22 protein-coding genes are annotated in these 21,960 nt (G+C 38.4%); 8 read left to right on the top strand and 14 right to left on the bottom strand.

Features of this window, described 5'->3' with window-relative positions:
* Positions 1–19 precede the first annotated feature (19 nt).
* Positions 20–922: a histone deacetylase family protein gene (locus V3Z67_RS05830; RefSeq protein WP_330442418.1), complete on the bottom strand. Its 903-nt coding sequence runs from the start codon at positions 920–922 to the stop codon at positions 20–22.
* Positions 922–1,239: a hypothetical protein gene (locus tag V3Z67_RS05825; RefSeq protein ID WP_330442417.1), complete on the bottom strand. Its 318-nt coding sequence runs from the start codon at positions 1,237–1,239 to the stop codon at positions 922–924. Before V3Z67_RS05825 ends, V3Z67_RS05830 begins: the two co-directional genes overlap by 1 nt.
* 225 nt (positions 1,240–1,464) lie before the next feature.
* On the opposite strand from V3Z67_RS05825, the gene V3Z67_RS05820 reads away from it, so the two are divergent.
* Positions 1,465–2,094, top strand: coding sequence for a nitroreductase family protein (locus tag V3Z67_RS05820; protein ID WP_330442416.1), 630 nt, complete (start codon positions 1,465–1,467; stop codon positions 2,092–2,094).
* A 141-nt stretch (positions 2,095–2,235) separates the two neighbouring features.
* Here the strand turns inward: V3Z67_RS05820 and metG are convergent, their stop codons facing one another.
* Positions 2,236–4,371, bottom strand: a complete 2,136-nt coding sequence (metG, locus tag V3Z67_RS05815) for a methionine--tRNA ligase (protein WP_330442415.1) — start codon at positions 4,369–4,371, stop codon at positions 2,236–2,238.
* Between the two features lie 163 nt (positions 4,372–4,534).
* On the opposite strand from metG, the gene V3Z67_RS05810 reads away from it, so the two are divergent.
* The 5 genes from V3Z67_RS05810 (at position 4,535) to V3Z67_RS05790 (ending at position 8,471) form a co-directional block, all read left to right on the top strand.
* Positions 4,535–5,515: a S66 peptidase family protein gene (locus tag V3Z67_RS05810; RefSeq protein ID WP_330442414.1), complete on the top strand. Its 981-nt coding sequence runs from the start codon at positions 4,535–4,537 to the stop codon at positions 5,513–5,515.
* On the top strand, positions 5,515–5,874 hold the full coding sequence (locus V3Z67_RS05805) for a YraN family protein (protein WP_330442413.1): 360 nt from the start codon (positions 5,515–5,517) through the stop codon (positions 5,872–5,874). The genes V3Z67_RS05810 and V3Z67_RS05805 overlap by 1 nt, the downstream gene beginning before the upstream one ends.
* 77 nt (positions 5,875–5,951) lie before the next feature.
* Positions 5,952–6,614, top strand: coding sequence for an aspartate kinase (locus V3Z67_RS05800; RefSeq protein WP_157484627.1), 663 nt, complete (start codon positions 5,952–5,954; stop codon positions 6,612–6,614).
* Between the two features lie 126 nt (positions 6,615–6,740).
* Complete coding sequence (locus tag V3Z67_RS05795) at positions 6,741–7,301, top strand: TetR/AcrR family transcriptional regulator (RefSeq protein ID WP_330442412.1); 561 nt, start codon at positions 6,741–6,743, stop codon at positions 7,299–7,301.
* 78 nt (positions 7,302–7,379) lie between these two features.
* Complete coding sequence (locus V3Z67_RS05790) at positions 7,380–8,471, top strand: MBL fold metallo-hydrolase (protein ID WP_330442411.1); 1,092 nt, start codon at positions 7,380–7,382, stop codon at positions 8,469–8,471.
* Between the two features lie 35 nt (positions 8,472–8,506).
* On the opposite strand, the gene mfd is transcribed toward V3Z67_RS05790, so the two are convergent.
* Together mfd and V3Z67_RS05780 are read right to left on the bottom strand one after the other, a co-directional pair.
* A complete protein-coding gene (gene mfd / locus V3Z67_RS05785) occupies positions 8,507–11,815 on the bottom strand; it encodes a transcription-repair coupling factor (protein ID WP_442902259.1) in 3,309 nt (1,102 codons plus the stop codon).
* A 47-nt stretch (positions 11,816–11,862) separates the two neighbouring features.
* Positions 11,863–12,537, bottom strand: a complete 675-nt coding sequence (locus tag V3Z67_RS05780; RefSeq protein ID WP_330442409.1) for a hypothetical protein — start codon at positions 12,535–12,537, stop codon at positions 11,863–11,865.
* A gap of 219 nt (positions 12,538–12,756) precedes the next feature.
* On the opposite strand from V3Z67_RS05780, the gene V3Z67_RS05775 reads away from it, so the two are divergent.
* Positions 12,757–13,704, top strand: coding sequence for an L-threonine 3-dehydrogenase (locus V3Z67_RS05775; RefSeq protein ID WP_417368019.1), 948 nt, complete (start codon positions 12,757–12,759; stop codon positions 13,702–13,704).
* A 139-nt stretch (positions 13,705–13,843) separates the two neighbouring features.
* On the opposite strand, the gene V3Z67_RS05770 is transcribed toward V3Z67_RS05775, so the two are convergent.
* The gene (locus V3Z67_RS05770) at positions 13,844–14,365 is read right to left on the bottom strand and encodes a nuclear transport factor 2 family protein (protein ID WP_330442408.1); all 522 of its coding nucleotides are present in this window, start codon (positions 14,363–14,365) and stop codon (positions 13,844–13,846) included.
* Positions 14,366–14,410: 45 nt separating this feature from the next.
* On the opposite strand from V3Z67_RS05770, the gene V3Z67_RS05765 reads away from it, so the two are divergent.
* Positions 14,411–14,818: a hypothetical protein gene (locus tag V3Z67_RS05765; protein ID WP_330442407.1), complete on the top strand. Its 408-nt coding sequence runs from the start codon at positions 14,411–14,413 to the stop codon at positions 14,816–14,818.
* Here V3Z67_RS05765 and mgtE read toward each other — a convergent pair whose 3' ends face one another.
* The 8 genes from mgtE to V3Z67_RS05725 form a co-directional block, all read right to left on the bottom strand.
* Entirely contained in the window at positions 14,819–16,171 is a 1,353-nt protein-coding gene (gene mgtE / locus V3Z67_RS05760; RefSeq protein ID WP_330442406.1) for a magnesium transporter, read from the bottom strand. It lies immediately after the preceding gene.
* Entirely contained in the window at positions 16,161–16,940 is a 780-nt protein-coding gene (gene rsmA, locus V3Z67_RS05755) for a 16S rRNA (adenine(1518)-N(6)/adenine(1519)-N(6))-dimethyltransferase RsmA (protein WP_157484637.1), read from the bottom strand. Before rsmA ends, mgtE begins: the two co-directional genes overlap by 11 nt.
* Before the next feature lie 55 nt (positions 16,941–16,995).
* Positions 16,996–17,313 (bottom strand): DUF4286 family protein, encoded by a 318-nt coding sequence (locus V3Z67_RS05750; RefSeq protein ID WP_330442405.1) that lies wholly within the window; start codon positions 17,311–17,313, stop codon positions 16,996–16,998.
* A gap of 100 nt (positions 17,314–17,413) precedes the next feature.
* Positions 17,414–18,301, bottom strand: a complete 888-nt coding sequence (locus V3Z67_RS05745; protein WP_330442404.1) for a restriction endonuclease — start codon at positions 18,299–18,301, stop codon at positions 17,414–17,416.
* Between the two features lie 19 nt (positions 18,302–18,320).
* Positions 18,321–20,099: a tetratricopeptide repeat protein gene (locus V3Z67_RS05740; protein WP_330442403.1), complete on the bottom strand. Its 1,779-nt coding sequence runs from the start codon at positions 20,097–20,099 to the stop codon at positions 18,321–18,323.
* Positions 20,100–20,101: 2 nt separating this feature from the next.
* Positions 20,102–20,815 (bottom strand): hypothetical protein, encoded by a 714-nt coding sequence (locus V3Z67_RS05735; RefSeq protein ID WP_330442402.1) that lies wholly within the window; start codon positions 20,813–20,815, stop codon positions 20,102–20,104.
* Positions 20,816–20,907: 92 nt separating this feature from the next.
* Complete coding sequence (locus V3Z67_RS05730) at positions 20,908–21,462, bottom strand: hypothetical protein (protein WP_330442401.1); 555 nt, start codon at positions 21,460–21,462, stop codon at positions 20,908–20,910.
* A 114-nt stretch (positions 21,463–21,576) separates the two neighbouring features.
* A complete protein-coding gene (locus tag V3Z67_RS05725; protein WP_330442400.1) occupies positions 21,577–21,951 on the bottom strand; it encodes a hypothetical protein in 375 nt (124 codons plus the stop codon).
* Between the last annotated feature and the right edge of the window lie 9 nt (positions 21,952–21,960).

Here is a 21,960-nt window from a genome sequence, read left to right as displayed (position 1 = left end):
GGCAATTGCCCCGCTTTTTTTATACATATATATGTCTTGCCGTTCTGTAAGTATTGGCATGTGCCTCTATAATAATTTTAATATCAGGGCTGTAACCGCCACCCATACTGCATTGCACGGGTATATTCAGTTTGTGGCACAGTGAGAGTACATATTCATCACGTTGCCTGCATCCGTCTATGGTGCAGCCTAATTTTCCCAACTTGTCTGAAGCGAGTATATCTACCCCACTCAGGTAAAAAATAAAATCGGGCTTTTCGGTATTAATCAATTTCGGGAGTGTTTCCTCAAGTATGGTGAGGTATTCATTGTCATCGGTATTATCCGGTAAGGCAATGTCAAGATCTGACGTTTCCTTTTTAAAAGGATAGTTGCTTTTGCCGTGCATGGAAAAGGTAAATATATTGCTGTTACCTTCAAATATTTCGGCAGTACCGTTACCCTGATGCACATCCAGGTCTACTATCAGTACTTTTTTTGCCAGTTTATTATTGATGAGGTATTGTGCCCCTATCGCCTGATCGTTAAGCAAACAAAAAGCCTCACCCCTGTCACTGTAGGCATGGTGTGTGCCTCCGGCAATATTAAAGGCAATGCCATGTTCCATAGCCCTGTGGCAACCCCAAATAGTACCTTCGGTAATGCGCAGTTCCCTTTCCACCAGTTCTTCCGAAAGCGGGAAACCTATCTTTCTAACCGCACGAGGATCGAGTGTAAGGTTAACCAGTTCATCTGCATATTCCTTTTTATGTACGGCAAGTACATGTTGCATATCGGGCAGGGAAGGCGAATAGAAATCACTTTGTACAGCCGTACCTTCATGCAAAAGCTGTTGTGGCAGCAGTTCATACTTTATCATAGGAAAGCGGTGACCTTCCGGTAACGGGTGTTTGTAAATAGGGTGGTAAGCTATAGGTAACATTAATAAAAAGAGAACATTTTCCAGAGTAAAAAAATGGCCAGCAGCACCGCAAAGGTAGCTCCAACTATTTTAGCAAAATTGGTTCTGGCCGAACGAATAAAATAGAGTGAAGCAAAAATAAGCAATATCATTGGGAATAGTACAAGTCCCTGAGTGTTTCTGATAGTGTCAGGATAATACCTCATATAAGCCGAACACATTTCGGGTTCGGTTTCATAGGTGTTGGCTACATTAACCCATAAAAAGATGTCTGCCAAAACGAAGATAATACAAAGCAGTGCGATAAAGGTTAGGAATTTTTTGGTGTTACTGCTCATACGGTTTGAATTTAAAAAATCGACCTATATAAAGTTAGGTAATTTATTTTGCTTTAGGAGTTTATTTGTTGTGGTTTTGCCGTAATAATCAGTCGGTTGGTTAAATAAAGCTAACTTTATGGTACATTCCTATATATCGTTGTATTTTTGCAGGGAAAATGAGAAGACAGGTGTTTGTGTTTTACGGTTGTAAAAAAGAACCCTGCACTCGCAAAAACAATATATATGGAATTTTTAGAACATTTAAACTGGAGATATGCTACCAAAGCCATGAATGGCGAAAAAATAGCAGACGACAAAATAAATAGGATTTTAGAAGCGGTAAGGTTGGCGCCAACTTCAAGCGGATTACAGCCTTTTGAAGTGCTTGTGGTAAAGGGTGAGGAGCTTAAAAACAAGATTATGCCTGTAGCTAATAACCAAACTGTAATAAGGGATTGCTCGCACCTTTTGATATTTGCAGCATGGGATAATTATACCGAAGAACGCATTACAGAAACCTTTAAGAGTATGTATGCCGTGCGTGGTTTTAGCGAAAAATGGGATGAGTACCGTCAGTTTTTAATCAAGTCGTATGTAAATCGTCCGGCAGAGGTTAACTTTAACCATGCGGCACACCAGGCGTATATCGCTTTTAGTTTTGCCATTGCGGCAGCGGCTACCGAAAAGGTAGATGCTACCCCTATTGAAGGTTTTAACCCTGCGGCGTTAGATGAACTTTTAGGACTGGATAAGCAGGGCTTTAAGAGCGTACTGTTACTGCCTTTAGGCTATCGTGATGAGGAAAAAGACTGGTTACTTACCATGAAAAAAGCCAGAAAGAGTAAAGACGAGCTGATTAAGGAATTAGACTAATCATAAAAGAAAAGGCTCCCAATCGGGAGCCTTTTTTTATTTTGTTGTCATTCCAAGGGATGGGAGGAATCTTTTTAGGGATTCTTCTGCTCCACTTTGTTGCGCTCAAAATGACAGGGTGTTATAGTTTTTCGGTATAGATTAACTAATCATTTCACCATTGTTTACGCCATCGGCATCCGGATTAATGAAAACCAGTTTACCATCTGTGTTTTCGGTCATTAGTATCATACCCTGGCTCTCCACACCACGCAGTTTACGAGGAGCAAGATTAACAAGTACACTAACACGTTTACCAATAATGTCTTCCGGTTTAAAGCTTTCGGCAATGCCCGAAACAATAGTACGTACATCAATACCCGTATCAACCTTTAATACTAAAAGCTTATTGGCTTTCGGCATTTTTTCGGCTTCAAGAATAGTACCCGTACGGATGTCCATTTTGGCAAAATCTTCAAACGCGATAGTTTCTTTTTGAGGCTCGGCTTTTTTATTAGCAGTATTGTTAGCTGTTTTTGTAGCTTCAAGTTTATCCACCTGTTTTTGTATTTCTTCGTCTTCAATTTTAGCAAATAGCAGTTCTGCCTGTCCTATTTGGTGGTTGGCAGGGATAAGTTCGTGCTTGACAGCGATGTCATTCCATGAAAGTTTATGAGATGATCCTTTGGCATCATTAAAGCTTAGGGTTTCATCAACAACTCCCATAGTCTGTATAGCATGAGGAACATCGTTTAACTTAAGGATGTCTTTAAGCTTAGCTGCTGTAAACGGAAGGAACGGTTCTGAAAGTACTGATAGGGCTGCGGCGATTTGTAGCGCCACATACATTTGTGTTTTTACCCTTTCCGGATTTTCCTTAATCATTTTCCAAGGCTCCTCATCGGCCAGGTATTTGTTACCAAGGCGGGCCAGGTTCATCAGTTCGCCAAGGGCTTCCCTAAAGCGGTAACGCTCTATAGAGCTAGCAATAACTGCAGGATAGGCACGCATTTCGGTAAGTGTCGCCTCGTCTACATCGCTAAACTCGTTTGGAGCAGGTATAACCCCGTTGTAATACTTGTTGGTAAGTACAACTACACGGTTAATAAAGTTACCAAAAATGGCAACCAGCTCGTTATTGTTTCTCGCCTGAAAATCTTTCCAGGTAAAGTCGTTATCTTTTGTTTCAGGAGCGTTTGATGTAAGAGCATAGCGCAATACATCCTGCTTGCCCGGGAAATCTTCAAGGTACTCATGTAACCATACTGCCCAGTTTTTAGAAGTAGACAGTTTGTTACCCTCAAGGTTAAGGAACTCGTTTGCAGGTACGTTGTCAGGCAGTATGTACGATCCTTCGGCTTTAAGCATAGCAGGGAAAATCACACAGTGGAAAACAATATTATCCTTTCCTATAAAGTGTACCAGTTTAGTATCGTTGCTTTTCCAGTAAGGCTCCCAGTCTTTGCCTTCACGCTGAGCCCACTCTTTTGTAGATGAGATGTAACCAATAGGCGCATCAAACCAAACATAAAGTACTTTACCTTCGGCACCTTCTACAGGTACAGGGATACCCCAGTCAAGGTCGCGGGTTACCGCACGTGGTTTAAGTCCGTCATCCAGCCATGATTTTACCTGACCGAATACATTAGGTTTCCAGTCGTTTTTATGACCTTCCAGTATCCACTCTCTTAAAAAAGCATCATACTGATCCAGCGGAAGGAACCAGTGTTTGGTTTCCTTTAATACCGGTTTAGATCCGGTTATGGTCGATTTTGGGTTAATAAGATCGGTAGCGTTAAGTGATGAACCACATTTTTCACACTGGTCACCATAAGCCTCTTCGTTGCCACATTTAGGGCAGGTGCCCGTTACAAAACGGTCGGCCAGGAACTGGTGTGCTTCTTCATCATAAAGCTGCTCGGTCACTTCTTCGATAAACTTACCGTCATTATACAGCTTTTTGAAAAACTCACTTGCTGTTTCATGGTGTACTTTTGCCGAGGTACGTGAATAGTTGTCAAAAGAGATTCCAAAATCTTCAAAAGACTGTTTGATAATACTGTTGTATTTATCAATTACCTGTTGTGGGGTAATGCCTTCTTTTTTCGCTTTCATAGATATGGCTACACCATGCTCATCACTTCCGCATATAAAAGCCACGTCTTTGCCCTGTAACCTCAGGAAACGTGAATAAATATCAGAAGGAACATAAACACCCGCCAGGTGGCCTATGTGTATAGGACCATTGGTATAAGGCAATGCTGCCGTAACAGTATATCTTTTTGGATCTTGTAACATCTCGAAAATTTAAATTGAAACGCAAAAGTACAAATAATTAGCGTTATTTATTCTACCTTATTATAGTAATGCTGCCCTGTTTAATTTTGTATAATTGTTAAGAATTGTGATCGGGCTTAGTCCATATTTTTCGTTAAGTTTGTTTAACTGAAAAAATAAACGAATGCAAAGGAGAATCACGATTTTAAAAGCCGTTTTAGTTTTAACAGTAATACAGTTCACATCCCAAATACAAGCACAAAACCTTATGAAAATTCCGCCATATCTTACTAAAGGAGATACTGTGGCTATTGTTGCCACTGCCCGTAAAATTGAAGCACAGCACCTGCAGCCGGCCATAGATTTGCTTAAAAGCTGGGGGCTTAACGTGGTACTTGGAAAAACCATAGGTAAAGAAAACAATCAGTTAGCCGGGGCCGACTGGCAGCGTGCAACCGATTTTCAGGAGATGATAGATAACCCGTCTGTCAAAGCGGTATGGTGTGCCAAAGGGGGCTACGGTACCGTGAGAATGATAGACAGGGTAAAATTTGACAACTTCAAAAAACATCCTAAATGGATTATAGGGTTTAGTGATGCTACCGTACTGCACAGTCATATCAATAACATGGATATAGCTACCATACACGGTATTATGTGTGTAAGCACTTTACATGCTACCAGTGAGGCTAAGGAAACCCTTCGCAAGGCTTTGTTTGGTGAAAAGCTGGAATATAATATTGAACCACATTCTTTCAACAAAGCAGGCAAAGCAACAGGGGAGCTTGTAGGGGGTAACCTTTCGGTGCTGTATAGTATTGTAGGGTCTGAATCGGAAGCAGATTATAAAGATAAAATACTATTTATTGAAGACCTTGACGAATACCTGTACCATATAGACCGAATGGTGATGAACCTGAAACGTAACGGTTATTTTAAAAACGTAAAAGGTATTATTATAGGTGGAATGACCAAAATGAATGATAACGACATTCCGTGGGGGCACGATGCTCTCGAAATTATTAAGGATATTACCAAAGACTACAATATCCCTATCTGTTTTAATTTTCCTGCCGGACACATGAAAGATAACAGAGCGCTTGTTATGGGTAAAGAAATTACCTTAGAGGTAACTGCCAAAGGTACTAAAGTAGTGTTTGAATAATGGCTAAGCATAACGACCTTGGTAAACAGGGGGAAGAGCTTGCTGTCGACTTTTTACGCAAAAACGGCTATGATATACTGGAGACCAACTGGGTGTATCAAAAAGCCGAAATTGATATTATTGCCAAAAAAGATGATACACTTGCCGTTGTGGAAGTAAAAACCAGATCGAGCCTTGATTTTGGGCTTCCGCAGGATTTTGTAACTCCAAAAAAGATAAAACTACTGGTAAAGGCTGTAGATGAATATGTTACAGTTAATGACCTTGATGTAGAGATACGTTTTGACATTGTATCGATTTATAACAAAAAGGGCGATTTTGTTATAGAACATATAGTTGACGCTTTTTTTTATTTTTAGTTGTTAAATATTTAACAATTATTTTTATTTTTTATATTTGTTACGGGAAAAGACTTTACGTAACAACCATTTAAGCTATGAAAACTATTTCTTCTGTAGTGGAACACTACATCAAGACCAAGCCCTTTTTATTAAGTGCTTTGTCACAAGGGATCATTAACCTTACCTCCCTTGCAAGGACCATGATGCCGGAACTTGAACAGGAGATAGGGAAAGATGTAAAACAGGGAGCCGTTGTAATGTCCCTTAAACGACTTTCTGAAGACCTTGATTTCAGGGTGAATCACAAAATTGTAAAAGTACTGCGATCTATTGGCGAGATCACGGTAAGGTCATCATTAACGGATTACACTTTTGCTATTTCCGACACGATTTTAAACAAGCAGGCCGATTTGATTTCAAATATCAATTCGTTCCCTGAGGTTTTCTATACCTCTTCAAGAGGTGTAAACGAAACCAATATCGTGGTAAGTTCATCCATTAATCACATCGTTGAGAAACTTTTTGTCGACGAAAAACAAATTGAACGTACCGATAACCTGGCCTCTATTACGGTAAAGCTTCCAAAGGATAACATTTCCACTCCGGGGGTTTATTACTACATTTTCCAGAGACTGGCGTGGGAGGGTATTATTATCAACGAGGTTATTTCAACTTCTTATGAGTTTACCATACTGGTAAGCGAGCAGGAGGTAGATGTTGCCTTTAAGGTTATAAAAGACCTAAAGAACCTAAGCTAATCAGAGTAAAACGATTATTGCAAAATATTACTTTCAATAAACCCCTTCTTTTTTAGAAGGGGTTTATTGTTTTATTGAAAAATTAGATATACTTTTGTAGAGTGATTAGTCGGTCAATATAAAAAAATGGATAAACAGGAAATCATATTAACTACAGCTTTAAGGCTTTTTGTGCAAAACGGGTTCCATGCAACCCCTACCAGCAAAATAGCTAAAGAGGCCGGTGTGGCAAATGGTACCCTGTTCCATTATTATAAAACCAAGGAAGATCTTATTGTTTCGCTTTACCTTTATATAAAGTCCAAGATGGGAGCTTACATAGATGAGCAGGTTAAGCCTGATGCCGATGCCAAAACCTATTTCAAAGGACAGTTTAAAGCGGTACTGGAATGGTCTATGGAAAACAGGGATGAGTTTTATTACACTCAGTTGTTTACCAATTCGCCGTTTGCAGCATTATTGTCGCCCGAAGAGGTAAAGAAGTCATTAAAAAAGAGTTGCGACCAGATACAGGAGGCTATTGATGCCGGAGTGATAAAGGCGCGTGATGTCGACTTTATTTATACCATTATGGGGAGTCATATTTTCGGGCTGTATACCTACCTTATCAAAAACAATTTCAGTAAAACAAAACAACAACAGGTAATACAGGATAGTCTGGATATGCTTTGGGGTATGTTGTCCTAAAAAAATTTCAACACAAATTAGAGTGAGTAGTCAATCAATGTAATGAAAAGAGTAAAAAAAATAATTAAGAGAATATTTATGTCAATACTAATCGTCATTGCGTTGCTGGTAGTAGCAATAGCTATTTTTATGCAACAGCCTCAGTTTGGTAAACAGCCCGACGGGGCAAGGCTGGAAAGGATTAAACAGTCACCTAATTACAGGGACGGCAAATTCCAGAATCTTAGCCATACGCCCGATTTGGCTGAAGGTACAAGTTATTATACCGTATTTAAGGAGTTTTTCTTCGGGAAAAAGGAGCGCAATAAACCAAAGGATAGTATCCCCACCAAGAAGGAAGACCTGCTACATTTGAAGCCAGAGGAAAATGTACTGGTGTGGTTTGGACATTCATCCTACTTTATGCAGGCAGACGGCAAAACCATACTGGTAGACCCTGTATTTAGCGGAAGTGTATCACCGGTTATTTTTACCAATAAGGCATATCCGGGTAGTGATGCCTACACGGTAGAGGATTTACCGGAAATAGATATACTTTTTATAAGTCATGACCACTGGGATCATCTGGATTATGAAACCATTTTGAAACTGAAACCTAAAGTTAAAAAGGTGGTAACAGGATTAGGTACGGCACAGCACCTTGAGTACTGGGGGTATGACACAGCTATTATTGAAGAAAAGGATTGGGGTGAGCATGTGGATTTAGGTGACGGATTTACGGTAGATGTTACTCCGGCAAGGCACTTTTCGGGTAGGAGCTTTACCAGGAATAAGGCGCTATGGGTATCATTTGTATTTAAAACACCAAGCATGAAACTGTTTTTGGGAGGAGATTCAGGATACGATTATTTCTTTAAAGAGATAGGTGATAAGTATGGGCCGTTTGATCTTGCTATACTGGAATGCGGACAATATAACGAGTACTGGAAATACATACACATGATGCCCGAACAGGTGGCGCAGGCTGCGACCGACTTAAAGACCGAAAGGCTGATGCCGGTACACTGGTCAAAATTCTCACTGGCACTGCATGCCTGGGATGAATCTATAAAAACGGTAACCGAAGCAGCGGCAGAAAAGAACCTGCCGTTACTAACACCTATGATTGGTGAAAAGGTAAATATTATAGGGGAACCTGTTAAAGAAGAATGGTGGAATACTATAGAGTAATAAAAAAGCACTGATACAATCAGTGCTTTTTTATTTTATTCAAAAACCATATCAAGAAGCTCTTTGGCTTTCTTCACTGATTTTACATTATCAAAAGAAATAAGTAATCGCAGTCCGTTTTTGGTTTGTTTTTCCTTCATACGGATAAGCGTTGGGTTTTTTTGTACAAACTGAAGTACCTTATGGAAATTGCCCGACTGGTAAAAGGCCGATTGCTGGTCTGATACAAAATAGCCCAGCATTTTACCCTGTTTAAGTACCAGTTTTTCAATACCCATTTTTGTAGCTACCCATTTAATACGCATACTGGTAAGCAATGCTTCGGCCTGTTTTGGCAATGCCCCGAAACGATCCGTTAACTTTTGCTCAAAAGCTACCAGTTCTTCTTCGTTCTTAATATTACCCAGTTCGTTATATAGGTTAAGCCTTTCGGTAATGTTGTTTACATACTCGTCTGGGAACAGCAGTTCAAAGTCGGTGTCAATTTGTATGTCTTTTACATATTCTTTTTCGGTAGTGCCTTCTACTTCCTCATACAGGTCCTTAAACTCATTTTCCTTAAGTTCCTCTATGGCTTCGTTCATAATTTTCTGGTAGGTTTCAAAACCTATCTCGTTTATAAATCCGCTTTGCTCACCACCCAGTAGGTCGCCCGCACCACGAATCTCAAGGTCTTTCATAGCGATGTTAAACCCACTGCCTAAATCACTAAACTGCTCCAGTGCCTGTATACGTTTACGGGCATCTTCAGTCATGGCAGAATACGGTGGTGTTATAAAGTAGCAAAATGCCTTTTTATTACTTCGCCCTACACGCCCACGCATTTGGTGCAGGTCACTAAGCCCGAAGTTATTTGCATTGTTTATAAAAATGGTATTGGCATTAGGAACGTCAAGTCCGCTCTCAATAATGGTAGTGGCTACCAGTACATCAAAATCGCCATCCATAAAGGCAAGCATGAGCTCTTCCAGCTTTTTACCTTCCATTTGGCCGTGGCCTACACCTACTTTAGCTCCCGGTACAAGACGTTGTATCATTCCGGCAACCTCCTTAATATTCTCAATACGGTTGTTTATAAAGTATACCTGTCCGCCACGCTGTATCTCATACGAAATAGCATCACGTATAATTTCCTCATTAAAGCCTACCACCTGTGTTTCTATAGGGTAACGGTTGGGCGGAGGTGTAGTGATTACTGATAAATCCCTTGCTGCCATCAGTGAGAACTGAAGCGTTCTTGGGATAGGGGTAGCTGTTAAGGTAAGGGTATCTACGTTTTGGGCAATGGTTTTAAGTTTGTCCTTTACGTTTACACCAAACTTCTGTTCCTCGTCTACTATTAGAAGTCCAAGGTTTTTAAACACTACGTTTTTATTGGTAAGCTGATGCGTGCCTATAATAATGTCCAGTTTACCATCGGCAAGGTCTTTAAGTGTTTCGCTTTTTTGCTTTGCCGTACGGAAACGGTTTATGTAACCAATGGAGACAGGCATATCCTTTAAACGTTCGCGGAATGTTTTATAATGCTGAAAAGCCAGTATGGTAGTAGGTACCAGTATGGCAACCTGTTTACCGTTGTCTACCGCTTTAAAGGCGGCACGTATGGCAACCTCAGTTTTACCAAAGCCTACATCACCACACACCAAGCGGTCCATTGGGCGTTCACTTTCCATATCGGCTTTTACATCTCGGGTTGCCGTAATCTGATCGGGGGTGTCCTCATAAATGAAAGACGATTCAAGTTCGGCCTGCAGGTAACTATCAGGGGCATACTGGAAACCTTTTTCCAGCCTGCGTTTGGCATACAGCTGTATAAGGTTAAAGGCAATATGCTTAACCCTTGCTTTGGTTTTTTGTTTAAGGGTTTTCCAGGCGCTCGATCCCAGTTTGTAAATTTTGGGAGGTGTGCCGTCTTTTCCGTTGTACTTTGATATTTTGTGTAGCGAATGTATGCTTACATATACTATATCATTATCGGCATATACCAGCTTAATGGCTTCCTGTGTTTTGCCCTCTACCTGTATTTTTTGTAATCCGCCAAACTTACCAATACCGTGGTCAATATGGGTAACATAATCACCTACAGATAATGAGTTAAGCTCTTTAAGCGTAATGGTTTGTTTTTTGGAATACCCGTTCTTGATATTAAACTTGTGGTAACGCTCAAATATCTGATGATCGGTATAGCAAACCAATTGGTTTTCCTCGTCTATAAATCCTTCATAAATAGGGAATACAATGGTTTTATATTGCTTACGGATGTCTTCGTGATTTACTTCGTCAAGGCTTTCAAAAATATCATGAAAACGCTTGGCCTGCGATTCGCTCGCGCAAAACAGGTAGTTTTTATATCCGTTAGTATGATTATCGTTAAGATTGTTAAGCAGCAGGTCAAACTGTTTGTTAAACGATGGTTGCGGCTGTATGTAAAACTCAAAAGTTTTTTGGGTTTTAAATATTGGCTTAGAGCCCATTTCGGCAATGGTAAAATCCAAAGCCTTTTTTATGAACGACTGCTGGTTAAGGAAAAGCTCTTCGGGTGAAGCGTGCTTAATATCCTTACTTAGCTTCTCGAAGGCATCACCGGCCTTATTGAACAGGTTGTCCAGCTGGCTTAAAAGTCCTTCGGTATTTTGTATAAAGAGTACGGTTTTTTCGTTTATGTAGTCTAAAAAGCTTTCGCGGCTTTCCTGCATAAACTTGTTTTCCATGTTCGGGATAACCGTAATTTTTTTCTGCTTTTCAAGTGATAGCTGTGTTTCCACATCAAAGGTGCGGATGCTGTCTACCTCATTGCCAAAGAATTCTATCCGGTAAGGGTTATCGTTAGAGAATGAAAATACGTCTACAATACCACCACGAACAGAGAACTCTCCCGGTTCGGTTACAAAATCTACACGGCGAAACTCATATTCAAACAATACCTCATTTATAAAATCGATAGATACCTGATCATTCACCGCTACTTTAAGGGTGTTCTTGTCCAAATCCTTACGGGTAACTACCTTTTCAAAAAGCGCTTCGGGATACGAAACGATAACTGCCGGTTTTTTACGCGAATTGATTCGGTTAAGTACCTCTGCTCTCAGTAGTACATTGGCATTATCGGTTTCCTCTATCTGATAAGGTCTGCGGTAGGAGCCGGGGTAAAACAATACATCATCTGTCCCTATAAGCTGTTCTAAATCGTTAAGGTAATATGCAGCCTCTTCCTTGTCTTTAAGTATAAGCAGGAATGGAAGCTGGGTGAGCCTGAATAACGGAGCCGTAACAAACGACAGGGACGAACCCACAAGCCCTTTTACATGCAGTTTGTTTTCACGTTGCTGCAGGCTTTCGCTTATTTGTTTTACTTTGGCCGACTGGCTGTATTTTTCTAAAATTTCCGGTTTCAATTTTCTGATTTCGGTTTTAGGTCTCTTTTAAATGGAGATACAGGTGTTAAAACTTGAGGTTTTTGAGTTTTTATTTGTGGTTTTCCATCCGGTATCATGTCCGGGTTAGCCATACGAATGGTGTCTAAAGCCTTGAGTAGGTCTTCTTCGCCTTTTTCTTTAGGGATTTCACTTAGTTTAACCAATTCATCCAGTTGATTTTGCAGTGATATGGTTTCTTTAGAAATTTCATCAATGGCAGTAATAATTTTATCCTTTTGCACCACATCAAGATTAATATAAGTGTAAAGGGTTCTTATTTTAGTTACCACTACCATAATGCGGCTTTTTACCTGTGGTTTATTAAAAAACGCAGGTATGTTTTTGTTTAGCTCATCGGCCTTTTCTGCTATGGCTTTTACCTTATTTCGGTATGCAGTTAGTGAGCCTGTAGGTTTATCGGCAAGTTCACTTTTAAAACTGTGCCATTCGTTCCATCCGTCCAGTTTAGTTTTTACACGTGGCGTTACTGTTGGGATATTAAACTTCCAGTTCTCACTAATAACCTTTAATATGGCTTCACTCTGTTGTTTTGCCCTTAATGCTTCGGCTTCCCTTATTTTTTCGTCGTCGTTACAGGACAGTACAATGGTAGTTAAGCAAAATAATATAATGAGTTTTAAATACTTCATAGCGTTTTTATTGCAAAGCAAATTTACAAATGTTAGGCCAATATGCCTGCGTGCCCATAAAATAATTAGTATGAAATAAAAACCGACTTCATTTTAAGAATATGGCAATAAGGTTGGTAAGTAAATCACAATCTTTAAAAAAAATGTTTTATATAGCAGTTAAATAAATGGATTTGATAATGCTAAAACGCTATCTTTGCAGCCACTAAACTTAAAATTATGGGTGCTATTCTAATTATTGGAGCCTGTGGGCAAATTGGGACAGAATTAACCAAAAAGCTAAGAAGTATTTACGGTACAGACAATGTAATCGCTTCAGACGTAAGAAAAACAGATCCTGAGTTTGTTGAGTCGGGACCGTTTGAGGTTGTAAATGCTCTGGATTTTAATCAGATTGAACAGGTTATTGAAAAATATAATGTGACCGATGTTTACCTGATGGCTGCATTACTATCGGCTACTGCCGAGAAAAACCCTGCTTTTGCATGGGATTTGAACATGAACTCTCTTTTCCACGTGCTTAATTTAGCCAAAGCCGGGAAAATCGAAAAAATATTCTGGCCTTCAAGTATAGCTGTGTTCGGGCCTACAACGCCTAAACAAAACACACCACAGTATACTGTAATGGAGCCTTCTACCGTATATGGTATCTCTAAACAATCAGGTGAAAGATGGTGCGAATACTACCATAACCTGTATGGTGTGGATGTACGAAGCATCCGTTACCCGGGTCTTATAAGCTGGTCTACATTACCGGGTGGTGGTACTACCGATTATGCTGTTGATATTTACCACAAAGCACTTGAAAACGGTACGTACAACTGTTTTCTTAGTGAGGAAACAAGACTGCCGATGATGTACATGGATGATGCTATTCGTGCTACTGTAGAGATTATGCAGGCACCAGCCGAGAATATCAAAATACGTTCTTCATACAACCTTTCGGCAATGGATTTCACCCCGAAAGAGATTACAGAATCAATTAAGAAACATATGCCGGATTTTACCATCTCTTATGAGCCTGACTTCCGCCAGAAGATAGCCGACAGCTGGCCGCAAAGTATTGACGACAGCAGTGCAAGAGAGGACTGGAACTGGAAACATGAGTTTGACCTTGATGCCATGACAACAGATATGTTAGAGCATTTAAGTGCCAAAGCAGAATAATAAAAGAAGCCCCAATAATTTGGGGCTTTTTTATTTCCATTTCGACTGAAATTTAGTGAAATGGAGAAATCTGGTTATAAATAGCTGATATTTCTCACTTCGCTATGCTGCGTATCGAAATGACAGAGTATTCAAGTAGTTACTTTTTCTGTTTCAGTTTCTGGATATAAGCATCTTCATATTTTGCCTTTAAAGGGATTACCTCTCCGGTAACTTCGTTAGGTATAGTCATGGAAAGTACATAGTGTTTTATTTTCCATTCGCCTCCCCGTTTTTCCAGTACGCCCGATCCGCGGCAGCCTTTCATCCAGGTGTCAAGCAGTTCGTCAAACCAAGCAGTTTTACCATTTTTACTAAAGTAAACATTACGCTCAACAGCTTTAAAGTTCCATGCACGCCCTTTGTCAAAATAAGGTTTGGAAAAAGCAGCAAAGGCTTTTTTGTCCCAGTTCTCGGTAGCATCGGTGCCTATGTAAATGCCATCGTCGGCTATTTTTTCAAAATATCCGTTATAGTCGGCTTTAGCGGCGGCTGCATGCCAGTTGTTTAGTAACTGGTTAATAATATCTTTTTCCTTTTCAGGATTTAGAGAGATATGTTTGGGTATAAGTAGTGTTGTTCCTATGGATAAGACAGAAAGCAACAGAAATAATTTTTTCATAAATACGTTTTAAGTAAAAATAGTAAATTCTTAAAGCACACCTTAATGAAACATCTAATCCTTACATTTTTTCTTTTCTTTTCAGTCTTTTCCTTGGCTCAGGAAAGAGATCTATCTCAGGTTTCAGATATTATTTCTCTTGAAAAAATAGTTTATAAAGGGCAAATTCTTGATAAGAAAGACATAAAAGAAAGTATTCATATTGTTGTCAAAAATGATGATATTATTGTAGACGGGTTAAAAGTTGGAGATCATGAAAATGACCTCAAAACAAAGTTTCCTTTGTCTACATCACATAAAAGTATATGGAGCAGTAACTATAAGGATCATTTGGATACCTACAAGTACTATTATGTGGTTGAATTAGCAGGAAGTAATGTAGAGTATGTAGTTTTTTATATTGAAGGCATGAAAATTATATCAATAGAAATTGATGTCCAAGCTCATCATTAATTAAAACCCTAATATCAGTTTGGCAATGGTAAAGTAAATAAGGATACCGCAAATATCGTTACTGGTAGTAATAAACGGACCCGTAGCCAAAGCAGGGTCAATACCTACTCTATTAAGGAAAATAGGTATAAAGGTGCCTATAAGTGAAGCAATGATAATAACCGAAACCAGTGATACGCTCACCGTTAGTCCAAGTTCGTAGCTAACACCTAAAATGATATGGCTCCCGGCAATAAGGATAATAGCCAGTAACGAACCGTTTAATAGGCTTAAAAGGATTTCTTTGATAAGCCTTCTCCACAATGATCCGCTAATACTGTTGTTTGCTAAACCCTGTACAATAATCGCAGACGATTGTACACCAACATTACCTGCCATCGCAGCAATAAGCGGAGTGAAAAAGAAAAGTTCTTTATGGTTGTCCATAGCACCGCTAAAAGTATTTAGCAGTCTTACACTTATAAATCCGCCTAAAAGAGCTAAAACAAGCCACGGCAGTCTCGCGCGGGTAAGTTCGATTATGCTGTCATCAGCCTCTACGTCTTGAGAGATACCTGCTGCCAGCTGATAATCCTTGTCGGCCTCTTCCTTAATAACGTCTACGATGTCATCAATAGTAATACGGCCCACGAGCCTGCCAAGCTCATCTACAACCGGAATCGCTTCCAGGTCATATTTTTGCATTATACGTGCTACCTCCACATCTGGGGTATCCACTTTTACAAAATCCACTTTAGGGATATAAACTTCACTAATTGGGGTTTTGGTAGAGGTGGTAAGCAGGTCTTTTAAGGAAAGTCTTCCCTTTAGTCTGTTTTCATCATCTACCACATAAATGGAGTGTACACGCTGTACATTTACAGCCTGTTCTCTCATTTCTTTTACACAGGTAAGTACGTTCCAGTTTTCGTTAACCTTTACAAGCTCCTTACCCATCAAACCACCGGCACTGTCTTCATCATAGCGCAAAAGGTCAACAATGTCTTTTGCGTGCTCTACGTCTACAAGTTCAGAGATTACCTCTTCCTTACGATCCTGAGGCAGTTCGGCAATAATATCGGCAGCGTCATCAGTACTAAGTTCGTCAAGCTCTTCGGCAATTTCTTTTGATGAAAGTTCGCGAAGGATTTTCTCCCTTACTTCTTCATCAATTTCCAGAAGTATCTCGGCCGTCTTTTCGCTGTCAAGTATGTGGAAAATATAAATAGCGCCGGAGTCGTCCAGCTCGCCCATAATTTCGGCGATATCAGCATAGTGAATATCCTCAAGGAGATCCTGTAATTCCTTTTCACGGTTTTCACTTATTAATTGCTCTATCTGAGCAATAAAATCTCTGCTGATTTTAAACTCCATTAGCCGCTATTTTTTTTGTTAGTTCAATAAAGTCCTCCGTAGACAGTTGCTCCGGACGAAGGTCAAAGATACTATCTTCCTTTAAATTATCAGAAAGATTGAATGTTTTTAAACTGTTACGAAGTGTTTTTCTGCGCTGGTTAAAGGCAGTTTTTACCACATTAAAAAACAGTTTTTCATTTACAGGCAGTTTATAGTTTTCCTTTCTCTTTAAACGCAATACGCCCGATTTTACCTTTGGAGGTGGGTTAAATACGTTTTCTGGTACGGTAAACAGGTATTCTGCCTCATAAAATGCCTGAGTTAATACTGATAGGATTCCATAGGTTTTGGTGCCCTTTTTTTCACAAACACGTTCGGCAACCTCCTTTTGGAACATTCCTGCAAACTCTGGGATACGGTCGCGCATTTCAAGCGCACGGAACACAATTTGTGACGAAATGTTATACGGGAAGTTTCCTATTATGGCAAAAGGTTCATCGCCAAAAACTTTGGTAATATCATATCTTAAAAAATCTTCAGATATAATTTTGCCGTGTAGCTTAAAGTAATGTGCGTTAAGGTATTCAACCGATTCGTTATCAATTTCAATAACATAGGTCTCTATGGGTTTTTCCAAAAGATATTTGGTAAGTACCCCCATACCGGGACCTATTTCCAGTACTTTTTTATACCCTTCCAGCGTTAGGGCATCGGCGATGTTCTTAGCAATATTTTCGTCTGTAAGGAAATGCTGCCCAAGGTGTTTTTTTGCTCTAACTTTATCCATCTTCATTTATATATGAGCCTGCAAGCTGTACAGGCTACAGGCAGCGGGTTGTTTATTAACGTTTAAACTCGTGTACTAATTCAAGTTCGGTTCTAAAGGCAAGCATTTTGTCGCCAAAAAGCCTCATGCCTTCTTCCCTAAACTTAGGCGCATCTTCCTGATAGTACCTTTCCAGCATATCCTTACTCTCTGTAAAGTATTGTATAGAGTAGGTAGTACCACCCATTTCCTCAACGATTAGCACTCGTACCATTTTAGCTTCGGTAAACTTTCCGGTAGCCAGTATTTCCGGAATATGCTTGTCTTTCATCCAGTTAACCCACTGGTCGTGAACAGAATCGTCTATATTTATTGTTACGTTATATATTATCATGAAATGTAAGTTTGGTGATTTACTATTCCCGTTATTGGGAAGAATCAATGCAAAGGTACAATTTTTAATACTCTTTAAATTTTGTAGTCTTTTTTAGATTTTAATTTTGTTCTAAAAAGAAGTCTTCATCTAATTGCTTAACCTCATATACAGCTTTTATCTGAATCCCTACATTAAATTCATGCATGAGGTCTACTAATTTTTTGCCGTCAATTAATATTATTTTATGGTGTGCATTTTCTGCTTTTTTTATTGCTAATTGATCAAACAGAGAGGTCGTAACAAACACTCCTTTATTTGTATCACCACTCATTGCACCAATAAAATTTCTTATGTCCATTTCTCTGACTTTATTAGCCGAAAACCTTTTTGCTTGGATATAAATTTTATTCAGCCCTAATTTATCTTCGTTGATAATTCCATCTATTCCACCATCTCCTGTTTTTGTTGTTTCTATAAAGTCCCCATATCCCATCTTCTTCAATAAAATTAAAATTACTTTTTCAAAATAATATGGGTCAATAGTTTTTAATTTATCTAATAATTCCGCTTTTGTTTTTGATTCAATTTGAGCTACACCATTGTCGATTAGATCTTGAGGAGATGAAGTCTTTAAAGTAGTTTTTTCTATAGAATCATTTTTAAAACTCTCATGTTTGTAAAAATTTAAAAGATTCGTATCTCCTTCAACAGCAGACAGTGTTAAACTAATTTTCTGTTTCAAGCCTTTGGGAGTAATTTTTACAAGACCTCTTTCAGGATAAGTTATAAACCCTCCTTTTTTTAAATAGGATTTACCCCAAGCAATACGGTTATTTAATAAGTTTTCTCCTGATTTCGTTTTTTCAGTTAGTAGATTTTCAGGTAAATGCGAATAATATTTTTTTATTACCATATTTTGCATATCACGAGTTGCATATGTTTTACCATCTCTAAGGATGTCCAATATAGGATCAAAAGTCTCATGGAATTTAGGTAATTCGGTCATTTATTTTTGGTATTATTAACTAACTATTTGCATCACCGCGAAGGCGCCTGTATTGTTTTCGGGCCTCAACAAAGTGAATACTGTCTTCATGGTTAAAAATCACTTTTTCATACAGGGGCATTGCCTTTTCGGGGTCTTCCAGTATTTTGTTATATATCTCTGCCGAATAGAACAGGGCTTCGTCAATATAAATCCCTTCGGCATAATTGTCTATTATCTGTTTGTAGTATTGCAGGGCAAGGTCATACTGTTTCAAATCTTCATACATACGGCCTACACGGAGTAGGGTAACATCCTGTATGCTTTCGGTTTTGTCGTTAGCCAGTATATCCTTAAAGCCGTCAAGAGCTTCCTGTTTTTTGTTTTGGTACAGTTTATAGTCGGCACGGGCAAATTTCTTTAAGGCGGTTTGAGTACTGTCTTCAACCGTGTTGTCTATAATCAATAAGTAAAGTTCAAGCGCATCGTTTGCAATAAGCTGTGATGATGATGATTTTAAAACTTTAAGCTGTTTTTGAGCCCATTCAAAATCACCTTTAAAGTAACTGGCTTTTGCAACCTTAAGACTTGCCTCGTGTGCTACCTCATCGTTTTTAAGTTCGTCTTCAATTTGGGCATAATAAATAATTGCCTGATTGAATTTTTCATCCAGCAATAATATATCGGCCAGTTTCATTTTTACCTCGGCCTTCTGGTAACGGTTAAGCCCAATTTCCAGCGCCTGATTAAGCGTTGCAATACCGGTATTACTTTCTTTAAGATGGAAAGCCTCAAAGTCGGCTTTGAGTATTTGCAGGTCCAGTGTGTTTGGGCCGCTGCCATATTGTTCCAAAAGGTCGTTTATACGTTGTTTTATAGCAGCAAAATCACCTTCATTAGCATCTTTAATATCTTCAGATATCAGGTATTGGTGTGCATATAACTGTACCGAAGCCACATCACTGTTTTCAAGAATGTAAGTAAAAATTTCCTTTGCCGTTTCTGTTTCGTTTTCTTCGGCAGCAAGCCTTGCCAATGTAATGATGTTGCTAAAGGTATTTGGGTCACGCCTAAAGATTGCTTTTTGCTGAATGAATGCCTTACCGTAATCCTTTTGCTGAACATAATACCAGCTTAGAAATTCGTTCCAGAAAATATCCTGATTTTTTTGGGTATTTACCAGCAGTGCTTTGCGAAGAGCTTCGTTAAAGGACTCCTGAGCATCCTGCATCATAAACCTTGAAAGCTGGTTTTTTACAACAGGCAGGTTATGCGGATTGTTATAAGCAAAACTAAGCAGTTTTTCAATCATCAAATCCATATTGCCTAGTTGTCCCTGTAATATGGCTGTTTGATAATCAAAGTTCATGCTTTTGTTTATGGCTGTAGCTGTTTCATAGGCTTTAATGGCTCTTTCGGGTAAAATTTTCTGCTCAAAGTTTTGGGCTACTGCATATACGTTTGTGGCGTTTTCATTGATTGAATTAATCGCTTTTTCGTAATTGCTTTCGGCTTTTTCAGTATTGCCCTGTAACTGATAGTTATAACCCAGCTCTACATACAAAAATGGTCTTTTTGTTTTTTCCAGCCTTTCGTTAATCAGTTCTTCAGCCTTATTGTATTGTTGCATTTGCTGATAGCAGGCTACGGTTTTTTGAAGAAAAAAGGTATTACCCGGATGTGAAGCCTCTAAATCCTGGTATATAAGCAGGGCTTTTTCAAACTCGCCTCTCTCAAAATAGTTTTGAGCCAGCTGTTCGTTTTGGGCAAATACCGCAACCGACCATATAAGGGCTATAAAGGCAAATACTTTTTTCATAATTAAAACTCAATTTCGTTAGGCCACTTCAGATTTGCTAAGTTAATCAATTCCTTGATTTTTACATCCTCCCAAACGGTTTGATGTTCATTTTGATTGTTTTCTTCAAAAAGGTTTTCTCCTGTAGTTATGCTTTTCTTTTTGGTAAGGAAATTAATGCTGGTTTCCGTTATGTCTCCGGCATTTCTGCTTGACTCCCACAAATCATAGCCTATAAGTACAAAATGGCTGTCTTGATAGCGTAGTTTAAAGGTTTCATTACTTATCCCATAACTCCCGCAGGATAGCCAGGTACGAAAATTTATAGTAAGCACTCCTTTTGTAATTGACATTTCATCGGCAGTGGTAAAAGGATCATCAAGGCAGGGACTTTCGGTAGTATTAGCCGATGGAATAAAGGTTTTGTTTACCGTATTAAGCGTGTAGCCATTTTTATTTTTAAACAGTATAAGCAGGTAACGCGGATTGAGATTGAGGGTTTGTGGACCAAAATTTTCATTAGCAGTAAAGTTGGCGGGATCTGTATTTTCAATCACTATTGCTATGTCCTCTGCTTTATCCTTATTAAGGTCGCCTAAAGCGGTTGATATAATTTTCCAGCCTTTAGGTATAAAATCCTCTGTAGTTTTACCCTGTTGGGGTATAATTGTTTCGGTACTTTGTGCAAAACCGGTGGTATATACAAAAAGGATAATAAAGCAAAGTAAGTTTTTCATAACACTATGGTATAGTAACAAATTTACTTATAAATTAAGCTACCTTTTACAGTAGCTTTTCTGTACTAATTTTTTATTGAGTTTTGATAAAACTACCTGCCAGTCAATTCTGTTAAATTATAACCGCCACATTCAACATAAAACAGATTATCAAAGCTATTATTGTTTTTAATATAATTGATAAGTTCGTTTAGTTTTTTTGGATTGGAACAAAAGTTAGATGATATAATTTTAACCATAGACTGACTTTTATCTAGTATCACTATTTTTCCCGGTTTAAAATAATCAAGTTCTACCCTATATTTTTTCCAATCATTTTGCTTACATAAATCCAGTAATTTATCATAAACTTTTTGATGATGATTATCCTTATAGTAAATCTCTATGATAGAAACTCCTAAATGTATTATCTCAATACCTTTTTCATTAGTCTCAACAGAAGTACATTTGGTTTTAGCATTAATAAAGTTAATCTTATTTGCCTCAAATAAATCTCTGAATTTCATCAACACGGGTCCTGTAAAAACATATTCTAGTTTAATGGTGTTCTCACAAACTTCATTATTACCAAATATAGTCTTGTCTTGTGCATTAACATGGTTAACACCAATCACGTAAAAACAAATTAGAATAATATATTTCATCATAATCAATTATCTTTTAAGTTAGCTCCAACAACTAATGTAGTTATAATTTCGACCTATTGTACCTCCTTTACCACTGTATTCTCTAAAGGTAGATTGACTTAAAATATTCATTTTTTATTCTAAAATGAACGTACATTTTATTTTTTTATTTCTGTAAACTGTAACAGTTTTGCTGTTTTTATCTTTGTATATTGAATCACCTATTTCTATAAACGATCCTATTGAACCTCTTTCTTTATCGTAAGAAAGAGAACTTTCGGTTATTAAAAACATATTTAGAGAGTCATTGGATATTCCAAGAAAATAGCCATATGCTTTATCATGATAATGACCTTCTCTATTAACAAATCCGTTTAACTGATAGTCAACAGTATTTTTAATATAAACATTTTCATCTTTATGTCTGCAATAACCAATAATGCACGCAACTAGTGCAAATAGCATGATTACAAAATAAATTACAAGTAATATTTTAAATGTTAATTTCATAAATAAAAT

The sequence above is a fragment of the Flavobacterium sp. C4GT6 genome, from assembly GCF_036347315.1.
Lineage (GTDB): Bacteria > Bacteroidota > Bacteroidia > Flavobacteriales > Flavobacteriaceae > Flavobacterium.
Note: the sequence above shows the minus strand (reverse complement) of the source record. Positions and strands in the feature narration are given on the sequence as shown.